15 protein-coding genes and 3 pseudogenes are annotated in these 15,618 nt (G+C 69.4%); 8 read left to right on the forward strand and 10 right to left on the reverse strand.

Annotated features, from left to right (window positions below):
* Positions 1–650: 650 nt before the first annotated feature.
* Positions 651–835 (reverse strand): annotated as a pseudogene (locus ACFWPI_RS16705) (DUF255 domain-containing protein); the annotation flags it as partial.
* A gap of 513 nt (positions 836–1,348) precedes the next feature.
* Positions 1,349–1,666 (reverse strand): hypothetical protein, encoded by a 318-nt coding sequence (locus ACFWPI_RS16710; protein ID WP_380371670.1) that lies wholly within the window; start codon positions 1,664–1,666, stop codon positions 1,349–1,351.
* Between the two features lie 229 nt (positions 1,667–1,895).
* On the opposite strand from ACFWPI_RS16710, the gene ACFWPI_RS16715 reads away from it, so the two are divergent.
* Positions 1,896–2,066 carry a hypothetical protein gene (locus ACFWPI_RS16715; protein WP_380371673.1) on the forward strand — a complete coding sequence of 57 codons (171 nt, stop codon included), beginning with the start codon at positions 1,896–1,898 and terminating at the stop codon, positions 2,064–2,066.
* 120 nt (positions 2,067–2,186) lie between these two features.
* Positions 2,187–2,837 carry a hypothetical protein gene (locus ACFWPI_RS16720; protein ID WP_380371675.1) on the forward strand — a complete coding sequence of 217 codons (651 nt, stop codon included), beginning with the start codon at positions 2,187–2,189 and terminating at the stop codon, positions 2,835–2,837.
* 22 nt (positions 2,838–2,859) lie between these two features.
* Here the strand turns inward: ACFWPI_RS16720 and ACFWPI_RS16725 are convergent.
* Positions 2,860–3,396 (reverse strand): annotated as a pseudogene (locus ACFWPI_RS16725) (ISAzo13 family transposase); the annotation flags it as partial.
* A 413-nt stretch (positions 3,397–3,809) separates the two neighbouring features.
* Between ACFWPI_RS16725 and ACFWPI_RS16730 the strand changes: the two are divergent.
* Entirely contained in the window at positions 3,810–5,018 is a 1,209-nt protein-coding gene (locus tag ACFWPI_RS16730) for a S8 family serine peptidase (protein ID WP_380371678.1), read from the forward strand.
* A gap of 209 nt (positions 5,019–5,227) precedes the next feature.
* The gene (locus tag ACFWPI_RS16735; RefSeq protein WP_380371681.1) at positions 5,228–5,362 is read left to right on the forward strand and encodes a hypothetical protein; all 135 of its coding nucleotides are present in this window, start codon (positions 5,228–5,230) and stop codon (positions 5,360–5,362) included.
* 129 nt (positions 5,363–5,491) lie between these two features.
* On the opposite strand, the gene ACFWPI_RS16740 is transcribed toward ACFWPI_RS16735, so the two are convergent.
* Positions 5,492–5,968, reverse strand: a complete 477-nt coding sequence (locus tag ACFWPI_RS16740) for an S-adenosylmethionine:tRNA ribosyltransferase-isomerase (protein ID WP_380371684.1) — start codon at positions 5,966–5,968, stop codon at positions 5,492–5,494.
* Between the two features lie 258 nt (positions 5,969–6,226).
* Here ACFWPI_RS16740 and ACFWPI_RS16745 point away from each other — a divergent pair, with 258 nt between their 5' ends.
* Complete coding sequence (locus ACFWPI_RS16745; protein ID WP_380371687.1) at positions 6,227–6,622, forward strand: hypothetical protein; 396 nt, start codon at positions 6,227–6,229, stop codon at positions 6,620–6,622.
* A 51-nt stretch (positions 6,623–6,673) separates the two neighbouring features.
* Here ACFWPI_RS16745 and ACFWPI_RS16750 read toward each other — a convergent pair whose 3' ends face one another.
* Positions 6,674–8,140: an NF041680 family putative transposase gene (locus ACFWPI_RS16750; protein WP_380371689.1), complete on the reverse strand. Its 1,467-nt coding sequence runs from the start codon at positions 8,138–8,140 to the stop codon at positions 6,674–6,676.
* 89 nt (positions 8,141–8,229) lie between these two features.
* On the opposite strand from ACFWPI_RS16750, the gene ACFWPI_RS16755 reads away from it, so the two are divergent.
* Entirely contained in the window at positions 8,230–8,727 is a 498-nt protein-coding gene (locus tag ACFWPI_RS16755) for a DUF6000 family protein (RefSeq protein WP_380371692.1), read from the forward strand.
* Between the two features lie 35 nt (positions 8,728–8,762).
* Here ACFWPI_RS16755 and ACFWPI_RS16760 read toward each other — a convergent pair whose 3' ends face one another.
* The gene (locus ACFWPI_RS16760) at positions 8,763–9,065 is read right to left on the reverse strand and encodes a hypothetical protein (RefSeq protein ID WP_380371694.1); all 303 of its coding nucleotides are present in this window, start codon (positions 9,063–9,065) and stop codon (positions 8,763–8,765) included.
* Between ACFWPI_RS16760 and ACFWPI_RS16765 the strand changes: the two are divergent.
* A pseudogene (locus tag ACFWPI_RS16765) lies at positions 8,979–9,668 on the forward strand (lipase family protein); the annotation flags it as partial. The gene ACFWPI_RS16760 and the pseudogene ACFWPI_RS16765 sit on opposite strands and share 87 nt — an antisense overlap.
* Positions 9,669–9,859: 191 nt before the next feature.
* Positions 9,860–10,774: a 2OG-Fe(II) oxygenase family protein gene (locus tag ACFWPI_RS16770; RefSeq protein WP_380371697.1), complete on the forward strand. Its 915-nt coding sequence runs from the start codon at positions 9,860–9,862 to the stop codon at positions 10,772–10,774.
* A gap of 95 nt (positions 10,775–10,869) precedes the next feature.
* Here the strand turns inward: ACFWPI_RS16770 and ACFWPI_RS16775 are convergent, their stop codons facing one another.
* The 4 genes from ACFWPI_RS16775 to ACFWPI_RS16790 all read right to left on the reverse strand — a co-directional run bounded on the left by ACFWPI_RS16775 (position 10,870) and on the right by ACFWPI_RS16790 (position 15,470).
* Entirely contained in the window at positions 10,870–12,081 is a 1,212-nt protein-coding gene (locus tag ACFWPI_RS16775) for a S8 family serine peptidase (protein ID WP_380371700.1), read from the reverse strand.
* A gap of 674 nt (positions 12,082–12,755) precedes the next feature.
* Positions 12,756–13,523 carry a glycosyltransferase gene (locus tag ACFWPI_RS16780; protein ID WP_380371702.1) on the reverse strand — a complete coding sequence of 256 codons (768 nt, stop codon included), beginning with the start codon at positions 13,521–13,523 and terminating at the stop codon, positions 12,756–12,758.
* Entirely contained in the window at positions 13,523–14,314 is a 792-nt protein-coding gene (locus tag ACFWPI_RS16785; RefSeq protein ID WP_380424872.1) for a glycosyltransferase, read from the reverse strand. The genes ACFWPI_RS16780 and ACFWPI_RS16785 overlap by 1 nt, the downstream gene beginning before the upstream one ends.
* A gap of 25 nt (positions 14,315–14,339) precedes the next feature.
* On the reverse strand, positions 14,340–15,470 hold the full coding sequence (locus ACFWPI_RS16790) for a glycosyltransferase (protein WP_380371708.1): 1,131 nt from the start codon (positions 15,468–15,470) through the stop codon (positions 14,340–14,342).
* Positions 15,471–15,618 lie beyond the last annotated feature (148 nt).

The following is a 15,618-nucleotide window of genomic DNA, read 5'->3' on the forward strand; positions in this document are numbered from 1 at the left end:
CCGCGCGTGCCTCCAGATCAAGGCCCCAGGCAGTCACGTACGGTGACGGCTTCCGCGCGCCGCGGTCCAGCGATCGGTCCAGCCCGCCTCAAGACTCAGCTTCTCCGTGCAGCCGCCGAAGCCACGGTGAAGGTGCGCGAAGCCGGCCAGGTCGAGGGGGTCAGACCATCCCGCAGCCGATCCGGCACCGCGTCCCTTCGCCGCACTACATCCGTCAGGAACTGCCGTGGCCACCTCGCAACACCCCCGCCGGGTACGTCACTACACGGGGTCAACCTACGGTCATCAGACCACCGCAGTGCTTGGTTGCAGTGCCAAACCACCTGAAAGGTCATTCCTGTGCCGGGCTGGTCCTGGGGTTCCGGTGCCGGGCCGACCGCCGTACCTACCCCGGGTGCTGGACCAGGACTTCCCATACCGGTTCGTGGTCGCCGCGCACCGAGGTTGCAGTTCTGGATGGCACAGCGGCGCCCGAGCGTGTTCAACGAACATGCTCGCACCCTCGTAAGCGCCCACGCATCTGGCTCGGTGGACGGAGTGCGACCCTCCCGGTGCCGACCTCCGGAGCTTCCCTTCAGAAGCCGAGAGCTCGTCATGTACACCCGGCGCGTACCGGATCGACCTCGGCTCGCGAACCCCGAGCAATCCAACTTGTGTGCCATCACGTGGCACCAGGCATGAGAGGAGTACCCGGCCAACAGCAGAATCGGTACATTTCGATGCTCGACCTCCGCCCCCAGAGCCACCAGGCGGTCGGATTCTCAGCATACTGGAGTAGATAAGGCGAGGTCATGTAGCCCAAGCGGTTCCCGCGAGCCTGCTTCTCACAGCCCATAACCCTGGCATCGGAAGTGCAGAGTTCCTGGATCGCTGCGTCCGGTTTGCCTTATGCCCCATCACGTGGTGGCCCCCACTGGGCAGTTTGCCCGGACGGGGCCTCGGCCAGGTGTGCGATATGTCGTGGGCTCACCTCCGCGTCCCGCTCCGGAAATGACCGTGTTGTCCGAGGTCGGCTCGGTTACGCCAGGAGCAAACAGATTTAACTGATCATGATGGGTCTTCAGGGGTTCTGAAGACCCATCATGATTAAAATGCCGAATCACGGACCCTGGGCCGCGAATCGCCTGGGCAGCCACCTGCCGAGGAGATTGGGCATCGGGAGAACCCGGGTGATGCCGCACAATCAGCAGCCACACTGCCGACCCTTCCGATCCCGCCGGAGGGCTGAGGGCCCCAGCGCACGGCCGTGATCCTTCTCAGCGCCAAAACCTGTACCGGAACTACTTCACGCACAAGGCCATTGCGCTCTCACCGGAAAGGATAGGGGGCGCTGCGAGAGCACGCCGTCTCAGCTGGTTTCGATGACGACCGAGAGATCGGCGGTCGCACGTCCGCGCGTGTAATCGTCACCACTGCCCGTGACCGTCACCTGCTGGCCGGTCTTTACGTGACCGACGTAGTGGACCGCGTACGGGCCACCTTCCTTTGAGGTGATCGTGCGATTAACCTTCTCTTCGCCATCCACCTTCAAGATGATGTCCGAGGTGCTCCCGCCCGCTCCTGCGGTATTATATTCGGCAAAGAAGACGAGAATTCCGGTGTGCTCGGACTTCTCGTTGTAGGCGAGCACGTCGGCCGACTTCAGGACGACATCTTCCAGGGCCACTATTCCTCCAGTGGATTAGATGCGGATACACATTATCGCGAGTGCGAATGTCCGCCTCTTCCACTCTAGATAATTGCAACCCGGCGCGCAAGCCAGTCATCAAAAGAATCGTTTATGCAAGAGAAAAAGATCGTCTTCGAACTTTTATCATTCCGGCCGGGCCGGCCCCTTCGGCGTGCCAGGAGGGGCTCAGTCCTCGCCGGCACCGGGGTCGCGCAGGGGCCGCAGCGTGTACCTCGCCGACTTCACCCACGCCTCCGAAGCCGAGTCCCGCATGGACGACCTGGAACTGTCGGTGGCCGCCGTGCTCACCGCGGAGGCCACCAACGTCGCATGGAGCCGATCGTCCACGACGGCGTCGCAGCCCTCAGCCGCGACCGCCTGTTCTGGACCGAGCTGAACTACCTGCGCTCCCAGACCCTCTTCTCTGAACTGCGAGGTTCTGGTGGCGATCGGGGTGAAGGTGGGCAGGCCGAGGTGGACGACGGCGGATCGGCGGGCGAGTTCGGTGTCGAGCTGGGTGAGCTTGTCCTCGGCGGCGGCGAGGCTGATGCTGAGCCCGTCGACTTCGCCGAGCCAGCCTTCGCGGTGCGCTTCGGCGATCCGCGCGACGAGGTTGACCCGGACCTCTTCGAGGCGTGGCCGCCTGCTGACCAGCTCCGACCCGCACCTGACCGCCGAGGAGATCGCGGTCGGCTACAAGGCGCTCCTGGAAGCGGAGCGCGGATTTCGCGGCCTGAAGACGGTGCTGGAACTGCGGCCGGTCTTCCATCACCTGGAACACCGCATCCGCGCGCACGTACTGCTCTGCTGGCTCGCCCTGCTGCTGATCCGCGTCGCCGAACGCCACACCGGCCAGACCTGGAACCGGATCAGCACCGAACTGGGCCGCGTCCACGAGGTCACCCTCACCGGCGACGCCGGACAGCTGACCCAGACCACCCCGCTCACCAGCGAGCAGGCCACGATCTACCGCGTCTGCGGCATCAAACCACCACCCCGGTCACCGCCGCAGACCCCGCCTGACCAGCCACAACGCAACCGCGTGGGCACACGCCCACCCGGCCACGTCCCGCATGTTCCCGCAGCTCAGACCCCATATCGGACGCCTCCACATGCCTTCCAACTGCGGAAGTCAGGCAGCTTTTCCTTCTTTTTGCGTCCACGCTGATCACAGGCTCACCCGCGGCCTAGTGCTCCTTGACCTGCTCGTTTGTGTAGCGGAACTGCGCGTCACGGTCGGGAGGTTGATCGCCCTCCAGGGTCTTGGCGGTGCCCTGCAGGCTGAACCCGTGCTCCCTCAACAGCTGGCCCACCGTGGGCGCGGTGATGCGATGCCCCTGCCGGGACAGCTCAGCGGCCAAGTGCCGAAGCGCCTTCGTCGTCCAGCGCAGCGGCGACATCGGATCACCGCGCTCATCCGGTTCGACCAGCGCCATCAGCGCCGCGACGAGAGACGGGTCAACGGCCTCGGCCCGCATCCGCCCACCGCCGGGGCGTCGGGCGCGCCCCTCGGGCAGCGGATCGACACCGGCTTCGAGCTCGAAGACGCCCTTGCGGACCGTCGTCTCGCTGACCCCGGCCGTCCGCGCGAGCAGGCGCACACCCCCGTGGCCAAGCAGTCGGGCCTCGGCCGCCAGCGCCAACCGCTGCTGACGCTCGTTCAAATGCGGGAGCAGGACCTCGAACCGTCGCGCCAGCTGACCCCGAACCTCGTCGGATATTCGCACACCACATCAACGAGATCGTATGCTCCGAAGAGGTTCCCGGAGGGACGGGCCGCGGGCGGATTCTCCACCGTCCGAAACAAGTACAGGGGCGAGGCGAGGTCCGGGTGGTGCCTGCGTACGTACAATCCGAGCCCCGGCGTCACCGTCGGGTACCGTGAGGCCCGGGGCGGGCCGGCCGACTCCACCTCCATGCGCCGGTGGGACCCGGCTGCTTTCACCGGCACCGTCCGCGCCACCGGCCCGTAGGTGCGTTCGATCTCGCGACCACGCCGGAGCCCCGCTGCCGTGCGCGCGGTGACGTCCGCGTTCCCCGTTCAAGTCACCGCAGCTCATGGACGAAACAAAGAGGTGTCCGTCGTTCGCGGACACTGCGCGCCGTGAACGGCTCCGTACCCGCACCTCTTGGAGCTTGCATGCGCCTGCGCGCACGCTGGGCCTCGACGGCCCTCCTACTGCTTGCCCCCCTGACCGCCACCGGCGCCGAGGCCGCGGCCGACACCGCGGCGAGCCCTCTGCCGGTCGAGCGTTCCTCGGGGGCGATCCCCGGTGAGTACGTCGTCAGCCTGAAGCCGGCCGTGTCACCGGCCGATGTTCTGAAGCGGATCGGTGTCAAGCCGATGTTCGTCTACCAGAGCGCTCTGGTCGGGTTCGCCGCCAGGCTCTCCCCGGCCCAGCTCACCGCCGTGCGTACTCTTCCCTCGGTCAGGGCCGTCGAGGAGAACGCCACGGTCGGCGCCGACTCCGCGCCGCCGGTAGCGGTACCGGCCCCGCAGGCGCGGTCCGGTGGCCGGGCGGTGCCCGCGGCGAGCTGGGGACTGGACCGGATCGACCAGCGCCACCTTCCGCTGGACGGCCGGTACGACGTCACCGGGACCGGCCGTGGCGTGACCGCGTACATCGTCGACACCGGGATCGACCTCGCCCACAGTGAGTTCGGCGGTCGGGCCACCGCGGGGTACGACGCGATCGGCGACGGCCGGAACGGGCAGGACTGCCACGGCCACGGCACCCACGTCGCGGGCACCGTCGGCGGCGCCACCTACGGAGTGGCACGCGACGTCTCACTCGTGTCCGTCCGGATTCTCGACTGCAAGAGCAGGGGCAGCACGGCCGGTGTCCTCGCCGGCTTCGACTGGGTCGCGGCCAACGCCCGGCAGCCCGCGGTCCTCAACGCCTCCATCGGCGGCGGCGCCTCCGCGTCGGTCGACGAGGCCGTCAGCGCCGTCGCGGACCGGGGCGTCCTGCCTGTCGTCTCGGCCGGCAACAAGGCCAAGGACGCCTGCGACGCCTCACCCGCCCGCGCGGCGAAGGCGTTCACGGTCGGAGCCACCGACCGCGACGACCAGCAAGCCCGCTTCAGCAACTTCGGCGCTTGCCTGAACACCTTCGCCCCCGGCGTCGACATCGTCTCCGCCCGCCTCGGCGGCGGATCCGTCGCCATGAGCGGCACCTCCATGGCCACCCCGCACGTCACCGGAGCAGCCGCCCTCCTCAAGGAGCGCTACCCAACCGGCAGTCCGCAGGACATCAGCGGCCGGCTCACCGACACCTCCACCCAGGATGTCGTCAACCTCATCAGCCCCGGCTCACCCAACCGCCTCCTCTACACCGACGGGCTGTGAGCACCCCCGCGCGTCGGTGACCGCGCGCACGCACCCGACTGCCCTGAAGCGAATCGCCGTTCGCCGGTTCGCACGGCGCGGATACGCCGCACGTAAGCGACTGTTGAGGAGTCACCAGATCCGGTGACGTATCACCGAAATACGGGACACCCTCGGTGATCTGAGGATAATTCGAGGGCAATCACCCTTCGACTGAACGGAGAACGCTCATGGGCGCCAAGGATGAACCCCAGGACAAGGCCGCGCAGGGCAACCAGGACGAGGAGGCCCGAAACGGCCAGGCCGAGGAGACGGACGACACCGGGGAGTTCGGCGCGGACTCCATCGGCGACCTGGCTGACTGATGACCGTCGAGGCAGTACCGGGGGTGTGCTGAGCCCGGTCCAGCAGTGACGAGGGCGTTGCCCCAGGACCGTACGTACCCGGGGCGACGCCCTCATCACTGGGGGCCTGTGGAGTGTCGGAAGAGCCTTTCAGGTGACCAGCATGGAGTCGCCGAAGTAGTTGAAGCGGTAGCCGCGGGGGACGAGTTCGTGCCGGTAGGTGTCCATGAGGAAGTCCCGGCCGGTGAGGGCGGCGGCCAGGACGAGTTCGGAGGAACGGGGCTCGTGGAGGTTGGTCATGAAGGCGTCGCAGGCCCGGACACGGTGTCCCGGGGTGATACGCAGGCGAGTGAGGCCGGTCGCGGCGGGGACACGCCCGTCGGCGCCGGTCGCGGTCTCCAGCGTGCGCAGTGCGGAGGTGCCGACCACCAGGATCCGGCCGCCGCTCGCACGGCGCTCATTGATCAGGTCGGCGGCCTCTTCGGTGATCTCGTAGCGTTCGGCCGGCGGGAAGCCGGAATCGGCGCCGAGACAGGTCGTACCGTCGAGACAGGTTGCGTCGTCGAGGCAGCTCGCGTCGGTGCGGCCCTCGGCCGCCGGGTCACCGGCGTCACCCCGCGCGACCATCGGCGGAACATCCGGCGCACCTCGCGGCCCGTTCGGGCCGCGAGGAACAGGGTGACCTCTGCGACGGCGACCCCCCGCTCGCGCACCTCGTTCAGCTTGTTCTTTAACCACTGGAGCGGTCTTCGCTGCCAGAGGTGTCACCAGCCTCTGCTGATTTCGCTCAACTTCCTTGATTTCAAGGTAGGTTGCTCCGGCCATGGGGAGTCCGCTGCCCGAATCCGGTGGCACGGCCCAGCGGCCGGTGACTACGGTCTCGGCATGACCAGCCAGAGCGAGCACCCAGCCCGGCCCGATCTCGCCGCCATGCTCACCGGCCAGACCGCCGCCTGCGCCCCGGCGCGGGAGGCCCTCCTGGCCGGCGGCAAGCTGCGGTTCTCTGGCGGGGTCGCGCCCGACTGGATGGTGCGCGGCATCGCCGCCACCCGGCTGGGCTGGGCACGCAAGGTCGGCCTGGTCACCCTCGGCCTCGACGAGTCGGTCGAGATCCTCTCCCGGCACCGGGACGTATCGTTGCGTACCGGCCTCCTCGACGCGCCGGACCGGTCCTGGTTCTTCACCCTCTACCTCGACGCCACCGGCACCGAACTGCTGGCCTGCAGCGCCGTCAAGAACCAGCCCCCGACCCGGAAGGCCACCCGGCGGCCGAGCGCGTAGCTGCCGCTGCTCCTTCCTGCGCATTGTCAATGCAGGTCAGGGTCCCGTGTCTTACGAGCCTTGCCGTGGTGGTTTGATCCGGTCGCGTTCGATGATGGTCTCGGGGCGCCGGACGGTTTTGCCCACGTCGTAGCGGGTGGCTGGCCGCTGCTTCTTCGAGCCGAGCGGCCTGCCGGGGCCAGGTCGGGTGGGTTTGGGCGCACGGGCCGGGCATGGCAAGGTCGGGCGGAGGTTCCTGAACCCCCGGCGGACCCGGGCAGGTGTGAGTTTGTTCGGTTCGACCGGTCTCTCCCAGGGCCGGCGGATGTCCTCGGCGAGCGGCCGGGCGAGGCGGAGCTGGGTGTGCGCGACGATGATCAGCCACGTCCACCGGTCCGCCGCCTGCGGGGTGCGGAGCTTGGGGCGGGTCCAGCCGAGGGTCTGCTTGATCATCCGGAACGTGTGCTCCAGGTCGAATCTCCGCAGGAACGCCTGCCAGCGCAGATCGACGTCGCCGGTGCTCATGCCGGTGGCGGAGGACCACAGCCACAGCGGGAGCGGATCCCCGCCGCCGGGCAGGCGGTCGACCTCCAGGCGGATCAACGTCCCCTCGATGATGGGTAGTTCGCCGTCGTGGTCGATCCACGCGGAGCGAGTAGTGAGCCGGGGGTGGAGACGGTCCCAGGCCATCGCCTTCGCGGTGCCGTAGCGGTCGGTGACCTGGACGGTGGCCGTGTCGGGTTCGCCCCAGGTCTCGGGTTTGGCGAAGCGGAACTCCTTGCCGTGCTTCGGCGGCCGCCCGCCCTGGGGATAGACCCGGGCGTACTCCAGCTGCGTGGGTGTCGGCAGGCGCATCACGCGGTCCGAGCGCATCCGCCCCAGGGCCTCGACGGGCAGTCCGTCGAGAAGGTGGGCCATGCGTGGGGCGTCGTAGCCGGCGTCGAAGACGACCAGGACGTCCGGATCGCCCTCGCGCCACTGTCCGCCGGCGACCAGGTCCTCGACCACACGGCGAACCTGGCGGGCGGTGACCTTGGCGACGTCGTCCTCGGGACCGAGCCGCACCGCGTCCAGCAGCTGGCACCACGAGGTACGGCCCGATTCGAGAGCGGCGACGAACGAGTACGGCCAGCCCGGGATCATCAGGTGCTGGTCCCGGCCACGGCCGTAGGTGTGGCAGAACAGCCTGTCCGGGCTGCACTCGGCGTCCGGCCGCAGCCAGTTGCTCACGTCCACGGCCAGGACGAGCCGGTTGTCGGCTGCCTTCGGCTGGGGCAGCGCGGCCAGCGTCCGCCGCAGCCGCACCGGGTCGAGGCGGCCACGGTTCAGCGCGTCGTACATCGCGCCGTGCCCGCGGCGGTGCTCGGCCAGCAGCGTCAGGGCCACCGGCGCTGTCACCGGCCCGTCCGCGCACAACAACGCGTCCGCAAGCTCGAACAGCTCATCCCGCCGCGCGGTCAGACACGCGAAGAAGTCCTCCCGGAAGTGTGACGCTTCAGCGAACGGCTCCCGCCGGACATCGTGGTGCAGCAGACTCATTCCCCCACAGCCTTCGTCGAGTTCAGGTGCGTCCTTGGTCGGAGCACATGATCAGACGAAGGCCGTGCCCACGTCCGGTGAACACCCGGATGAGCGATCCCGTTCGAGCCATCGTTCGAGGTCGGAGCATAAAGAACAAGCTGAGCGACCAGGAGATCAGAGCGCTCCTTGCGTATGAATGGCGTTCCCGACTGACCGCTGCGTGGTTGGTCGGCGTGGCTCGGCGGGTTGAGTGGCGTGAACGCATCGGCGGCCTTCTGCTGGCCAGTGAACTCACCTATGCAGGTCAGGGTTACTGCCTTGCGCTCGCCCGGTTCGGCAGCCAAGATGATGCGGACATCCTTGTGTCCTATTTAGACCGGTATCTTCCGCAGTTGGAATGCCGGTATGACCAGGGACCCGCCCTTGGAGCTCTCATGAGGCTGGATTCCCAGCTGGGCACAAGTCACTCCGCGCGATTCGTTGCTCCGGACGGCCTCTGGGAACGGTGGGTCGGTGCGCTTCCGCATACGCGCGGGACCGCGACCGCGTGGGCGGACAGCTCCCGAGCAGCGATCGACGCATGGTGCGGGCCTTGGGACGCTTGACCTGTCGCTCATGACGCGGAGAACGGTGTCGGCCGTCAGCTGTCGGTGGCGCGTCCCGCGATCTGGTTGAAGGTGGGCATCCCGAGATCGACCGCCGAAGCCGCGCGGGCTGTGGCGGCGTCCATCTGGACGAGCTTGTCGTTGGCGCCGGCGAGGCTGGTTTCGAGGCCTTCGACTTCGCCGAGCCAGCCTTCCCGCTTGGCCTCGGCGATGCGGTCGATAAGATTGTCGCGGATGTTGAGATCGGCGAGTTTGAGACCGTCCGCCACCACCGGACGGCCTTCACCCCGCCCTTCCCGCTCCAGGACACCCAGGCCTACACCATGGCCGGCGAGCACATGATCGTCACCGCGTTCCGCGGCACCGAACCCGCACAGCTCCGCGACTGGCTCACCGACGCCACCACCCCGCCGTGGCGCGGCCCCGCCCGCACCGGTTACGTCCACTACGGCTTCGCCGAGGCACTCGACACCGTCTTCCCCGCCGTCCGGGAGACCATCGCCGAACTGCGCACCGACGGACAGACCCTCTGGTTCACCGGCCACAGCCTCGGCGGCGCCCTGGCCGTGCTCGCCGCCGCCCGCCTCCACCTGGAGGACCCGCGCCTCCTGGCCGACGGCGTCATCACCTTCGGCCAACCCCGCACCTGCGACCGCCTCCTGGCCGCCGCCTACGACAAGGCCTTCACCAACCGCGCCTACCGCTTCGTCAACAACAACGACGTCGTCCCCCAACTGCCCCCGGAGCCGGCCTTCACCCACACCGGCACCCTGCGCCACATCGACGCCGCCGGACGGATCCACGAAAGCACCGGCCTCCTCCCGAGCCTGGCCAACCGCACCAAGGGCCTGACCACCGCTGCCTTCACCCCCACCGGCGAGGGGGTGCGCGACCACTTCATCACCAACTACCTCACCGCCCTCGAGAAGATCCTCACCTGACCAAGCCCCCGCGCACTGCGGCGCCCTCCTGCTGGCCGGAACCCGATCCCGCGGGGTTGTGCGGATACTGCGACGCCTCCCACGATGACACCGCGGCTCGGGCGTCCGGCCCCGGACCTGCCTCGCGGTCCTCAGGCGGCCGGGGAGGCGGCTCGGCGCACTGCGATCGGCGACGGCACGGGAGGACACGGGTGATACCGCACGTACAGCTGCCGGGGCACGCGGCCGGCTGGACCCCGAAAGACCGCGCGGCGCTCGCTGCCGACATCGGCGGCCACTGCCGGCTCAAGGGGTTCTTCTTCGTCCACGGCCACGGCATCCCCGCCGACCTGATCGGGGACGTCTACGCGGAGACCCGGCGCTTCTACCGGCTGCCCCTGACGGAGAAGGGCCGCTACGACGCCACCGAGCAGTCCCAGTTCCTTGGGTATCGCAGGCTCGGCAGGGAGCGAAGCCGCACCCACGCCGGTACCGAGGCGTGCGAGCAGTACCGGGTCGGCAACACCACCGACGAACTCCCCCTGCCCGCCGCGGTGGACCTCTATCACGAGCACTTCCCGAAGTCCCTTGAACTCTTCCGGCACTTGACCCACCTGGGCGACGGGATCCTCGCCGCCTGCGCCCTGGACCTGGGCCTGGAGGAGAACTCGTTCACGCCCTACCTGGCGGGCGGCCCGCTGCACCGCCTGGGCCTCAACCACTACGGCGCGAGCCGCCCCGCCGCCATCGGCTCCACGGCCGGCCACGCGATGTCGCCGCACACCGACCTGTCCCTGCTGACCGTCCTGGACCAGGACGAACCGGGCCTGGAGGTCCGGGACCGCGACGGCCGGTGGCTGGAGGTCCCCACCGTTCCCGGCGCCCTGTTCCTCTTCCTCGGCGACTACGTGCAGCGATGGTCGAACGGACGGCACCGGGCGGCACCGCACCGGGTCCGCGCGGTGCGCCGCGACCGGATGTCGATCCAGTACAAGCACCGGCCGGACTACGCAGTCGTGGTCCGGCCACTGGACGCGCTCACCGGTCCGACCGATCCACCCGTGTTCGCACCGTTCAACACCGGCCCCGAGTACCTGGCCGTGCTGAGGTCGATCCTCGGCAGGTGACCTTGCCGGTGAAGCTGGGCAGGAGTGCCGGAGTGGATCGGCAGACCCGGGCCGAGACCCGGAGAGCACGCCGTGCCGTCGGGACGGGGGCGGTGCTACAGGCCGTCGGTGAACAGGAGCAGGTTGGGGGTGCCCTCGCGCACGTCGGTCAGGACGCCGGCGGTGGCGGTGCGCTTGAGGAAGGCTGCGGTCTCGGCAGGGTCCGCGTTCGGGTGCTGCGCGGTGTAGAGGGCGGCGGCGCCGGTGACGTGGGGTGCGGCCATGGAGGTGCCGCTGAGGGTGGTGCTGCCGCCGCCGAGTCCGGCGGACTCGGTGGACTGGCCGGGGGCGTGGAGGGTGACGCAGGGGCCCCAGTTGGAGAAGCCGCTCTCCTGGTCCTGCCGGTTGGTGGCGGCGACGGTGACGACCCGGTCGGCGGAGGCGGGGGAGGCGGTGCACGCGTCGGCGGCGTCGTTGCCGGCGGAGACGACGGGCAGGACGCCCTTGTCGAAGAGGGCGGTTGCGGCGTCGTTGAGGGCCCGGGAGCGTTCCTCGCCGATGGAGGCGTTGAGGACGGCGGGGCGTTGGGCGTTGTGGGCGACCCAGTCCAGGCCGGCGATCGTCTGGGCCTTGTCGCCGTTGCCGGTGCAGTCCAGGACGCGCACCGCGACCAGGCTCGCCTGCGGGGCGACGCCGTAGGTGCGGCCGGCGACGGTGCCGGCGACGTGGGTGCCGTGGCCGTGGCAGTCCAGGCCGTTCCTGCCGTCGCCGACGGCGTCGAAACCGAGAACGGCCCGGCCGCCGAACTCCGGGTGGCCGTAGTCGATGCCGGTGTCGAGGATGTAGGCGGTCGCGCCGGCGCCGTGGCCGCGGGTGGTGAACTCGCCGTCCAGGGGCAGGAATCTCTGGTCGATCCGGTCCAGGCCCCAGGTGGCGGCCGGTGCCCGGGTGGCGCGGCCGGCCCGGCCCTCGGGCTGGACGGCGGATTCGGGGGCGGGTTCGGGGACGCTGATGGCGGTGTTCTCCTCGACGGCCTCGACGGCGGGGCTGGTGCGCACGGCCCGTAGCAGGAGCGGGTCGAGGGTGGCGGCGAAGCCGTTCAGCGCGTCGGTGTAGGTGAACCTCGGGGTGATACCGAGCGCCCGCAGGACCTCGCCGGGGGCGCGGCCGTGCTTGAGGGTGACGATGTACTGCCCGGGCACGGCCCTGGCGGAGTGTTCCACGACCACAGCAGCAGGTGGCTCGGCGGCGGCGTGCGAGGCGGGGGTGATGACGGGCATGAGGGCCAGCAGTAGAGCCGCTGACGCCCGGCGCAGGGACAGGTGCACGGACTACTCCGATCGGTCGGATCGCCGGGCCCAGCGGCCCCGGGACACCCGGATCATCGCCGGTGCGCAGTCCGCATCCGTGCCGACCTGCCGGGCACGGGAAGCGGACAACCCGCACGGGGCAGGCTCCGAAGCGAAGTGCGATGAGTCCCTCCCCGGACGGTGCCTCGGCTGCTGCGAGGGTCCGTTCCGCCGGACTTCTGCGAAGTGCCCGTGACGGGCGGCTCTGCACTGACGGGTGCCTTCTCCCGGGTGTCAGGACCGAGGAACGGTGGAGTACGGGCAATCCGCCCAGAACGGATATCTTGGGCGGCGGGCGTTCCGGGGATGGTCGAGCCTGAAGGGCCGGCTGCCTCCGAGCAAGCCGACATAGGTGCAGGTCCAGGACGCACCGAACATTCGGTCCATGGCCCTGCCCGGATCAGAGGAGATCCCGGCGGTCCGATCCGCTAGTCTGCCATCGGTCAGTCGGCTGTCCCTCTGCGGACACGGTCGCCACCCTTCTCCAGGTGTCGCCCGGAGCGCCAGCCCACCGCCTGACCAGGGCGTTTGTTCAATCTGCCCGAAGCCCTGCGTCAGGGTTTTCGGCAAGGTTTTCTACAAGCCCCGCTCCTGGACCCAGAAGTCCCCGCCCCCGGTGCTGCCGACGGCCGGATACGCGGGACGCGCCCGGGTCAGACTTCCACCCACTGGGTGAAGTTGAGCAGGACCGCGGCGGGCGTGCGGTCGTGGTTCACCGTGAGCCGGCCGGAGCGCAGGTTCTCCTCGGTCCGGCGGAGGTTCTGCTGCCACATGTCGTGCCAGCTCAGTGGACTTCCGGTATGCCGGACCTTGTCGGCATCCGTGTTGCGAATGGCGAACGGAGCCTGCTGGGGCGCTCGGACGACGCGCATTCCGCGGGCCTTGGCCCGGTCCATCAGGTCGAGGTCCTGGCAGCCCATCGGAAGCAGCCGCTCGTCGTACCCGCCGAGTGCGTCGAAATGCGCGCGGGGCAGTCCGATGCGGCCGTACGACCCGTTGCCGCCGTCCGGTCTGCCGTCGGGGTTGGGACTGAAGCCCCAGATCAGCAGGTCCGGGTCCGCCGTCCAGTGGGTGCGCCAGGTGGGGATGGTGTCGCCGATGTGGTTGTCGGCGTCGAGGTTGACGAGGTGGGTGCCGGTGGCGGCGAGGTGGGCGAGGTTCTTGGCTTTGGAGGCGTGGAAGTGGGGTTCGGTGCGCTGGTGGAGGTAGCGCAGTGTGCCGTTGTCGATGTGGGGCTGGAACTGGCGTACCCAGGTGTCGAGTTCGTCGTCGGAGTGGTAGTTGACGAGGACGATCTCGCTGTTCCCGTCCTCGGCGACGCGCCGCAGGTTGTCGGGGAGGGTCTCGCGCAGCTGCCAGAGGCGGTTCTTGCACGTCGTGCAGTAGGAGAGCCGCCCCGGCGGGGACGAGGTGACCGGCATCAGAACGCGGCCTCCTCGGTGAAGTTCAGCAGCACCTTCACCGGGGACCGGCCGGGGTTGGCGATGAGTCTGCCGAGGCGGAGGTTCTCCTCCGACCTCTGCTTGTTCAGGTTCCTCGCGTCCCACCACTCCAGGGCGATCCCGGAGTACCGCATGGTCTCCCGGTGGCTGTTGCGGATCGCGGCGCTCCCCGGCTGCGGGCGGCGAACGGTGGGCAGACCGGCGGCTTCGGCCCGGTCCATCAGGTCCCGGTCCTCGTGGGCCGACGGCAGGAGCTGCTCGTCGTACCCGCCGAGCGCGAGGAACCGGGTGCGTGGCAGTCCGATCCGTCCGTAGGTTCCGTTGCCGCTGTCCGGGCGCAGCCGCGCCGCCTCTTCGGCGGAGCGTTTCGGGCGGTTCCTGTCGGGGCTGAAACCGTGGATCAGCAGGTCCGGGTCCGCCGTCCAGTGGGTGCGCCAGGTGGGGATGGTGTCGCCGATGTGGTTGTCAGCGTCGAGGTTGACGAGGTGGGTGCCGGTGGCGGCGAGGTGGGCGAGGTTCTTGGCTTTGGAGGCGTGGAAGTGGGGTTCGGTGCGCTGGTGGAGGTAGCGCAGTGTGCCGTTGTCGATGTGGGGCTGGAACTGGCGTACCCAGGTGTCGAGTTCGTCGTCGGAGTGGTAGTTGACGAGAACGATCTCGCTGTTCCCGTCCTCGGCGACGCGCCGCAGGTTGTCGGGGAGGGTCTCGCGCAGCTGCCAGAGGCGGTTCTTGCACGTCGTGCAGTAGGAGAGCCTTCCCGTGGATTCCGGCATCGTGCCTCCTGATGCGTCCTGCGGCTCAGCGGTACATGAACTGTTCGGCCAGGCCCCGGGGAACGGCCCCGTCCTGGAGGGCGAGATCCAGCAGGCGCTCTCCTACCTGGTCGAGCGACTCGGTGCGGGGGCGGGTCGGCAGGTCCCGGACCGGGCCGGCCTTGAGCGCCCGGCCGATCTGCTCCGCCAGGTCCTCCGGCGCAGTGCTCCGCACCAGCTCGCAGGCGTGGTGGGCGGCGAACTGTTCGATCCGGCCCCGCTGGTCGTCGAAGTTCCGTTGGGCGGGATTGGCGAGAACCCTGGCGCCTCCCGCCGTGGCCTCGTGCAACGAGCCGTAGCCACCGCGGCAGATCACCACGTCCGCCGCGGACAGGATGTCCGGCAGGTTCCGTGCTCCGCGCAGCACGGTGAGGCGGTGCGGGAATTCCACGGGGATCTTCACCCAGGGGCGGAACATCGGCCCGAGCACCAGCATGACCGACAGCCCCGGTTCGGTGACCCGGGACAGCGCGGCCAGAGCGAGATCGAAGTGCTCGCGCGCCTCGGCCCCGTTGCCGCGCCCCCCGCCGGACATCACCACCACCATCCGCTCCTCGGAGGAGACGCCCAGCTTCTCCCGGGTCTCCGCCGGATCGGCTGCTGCGGTCCGGAAGACCGGTCCCGTCCAGATCGCGTCGATTCCGGCCGCTTCGAGCCGGTCCCTGAACTCCGGGTGCGCGGCCGGGTCGTCGGGAACGAAGACGAGGTCCATCCGCGGCAGCGGGCAGTCCGGTCGGGCCAGGTAGTCGGCGAGGTCCCGGCGCGGTCGCAGACAGATCGCCTGGCGGGCGCCGAGCAGCGCCGCCGCCCGTTCGACCGTCGGCCACACCAGGGTGTCGTGGACGACCACCCGGGGTCGCAGGCCCGCCAGTGCCGCGTGCGTCATCGCCGTGATGGCGGTCAGCATGTCGGGATGGGCCGGTTCGCTGCGGTACCGCCCTGCCCTTCCCATCGACGGCACCTCGATCACCGGTACTTCGCCACAGACCTCGTCCACGGCGGGGCCGGAACCGAGGATGACCGGGTCCAGCCCGGTTTGCCCCGCCCGCAGATGCCGGGCCAGCGCGGTCTGGCGGGCCAGGTGACCGGCTCCGATGCCGTTGATGGCGTGAAGCACGATACGGGCTGCCGCTCGCGGTTCCCGTGGCCCGGGAACACCGTCCGCTTCCGGCCCGGGCGAGGATGAGATGCCGACCATGGCCGCCAGCATGGCAGAAAGTTCGGCCGCCGACCCATGACTCTCAGTTGTTCAAAGGTTACTGGCC

It is taken from the genome of Kitasatospora sp. NPDC058492, from assembly GCF_042720685.1.
Taxonomy (GTDB): domain Bacteria; phylum Actinomycetota; class Actinomycetes; order Streptomycetales; family Streptomycetaceae; genus Kitasatospora.

Excerpts from the sequence above, each read along its gene's own strand:
- ACFWPI_RS16735 (WP_380371681.1), top strand. The coding sequence starts at position 5,228 with ATGGGCGCCAAGGATGAACCCCAGGACAAGGCCGCGCAGGGCAACCAG.
- ACFWPI_RS16785 (WP_380424872.1), bottom strand. The coding sequence starts at position 14,314 with ATGCCGGAATCCACGGGAAGGCTCTCCTACTGCACGACGTGCAAGAAC.
- ACFWPI_RS16755 (WP_380371692.1), top strand. The coding sequence starts at position 8,230 with ATGAGCGATCCCGTTCGAGCCATCGTTCGAGGTCGGAGCATAAAGAAC.
- ACFWPI_RS16730 (WP_380371678.1), top strand. The coding sequence starts at position 3,810 with ATGCGCCTGCGCGCACGCTGGGCCTCGACGGCCCTCCTACTGCTTGCC.
- ACFWPI_RS16745 (WP_380371687.1), top strand. The coding sequence starts at position 6,227 with ATGACCAGCCAGAGCGAGCACCCAGCCCGGCCCGATCTCGCCGCCATG.
- ACFWPI_RS16740 (WP_380371684.1), bottom strand. The coding sequence starts at position 5,968 with ATGGTCGCGCGGGGTGACGCCGGTGACCCGGCGGCCGAGGGCCGCACC.
- ACFWPI_RS16750 (WP_380371689.1), bottom strand. The coding sequence starts at position 8,140 with ATGAGTCTGCTGCACCACGATGTCCGGCGGGAGCCGTTCGCTGAAGCG.
- ACFWPI_RS16780 (WP_380371702.1), bottom strand. The coding sequence starts at position 13,523 with ATGCCGGTCACCTCGTCCCCGCCGGGGCGGCTCTCCTACTGCACGACG.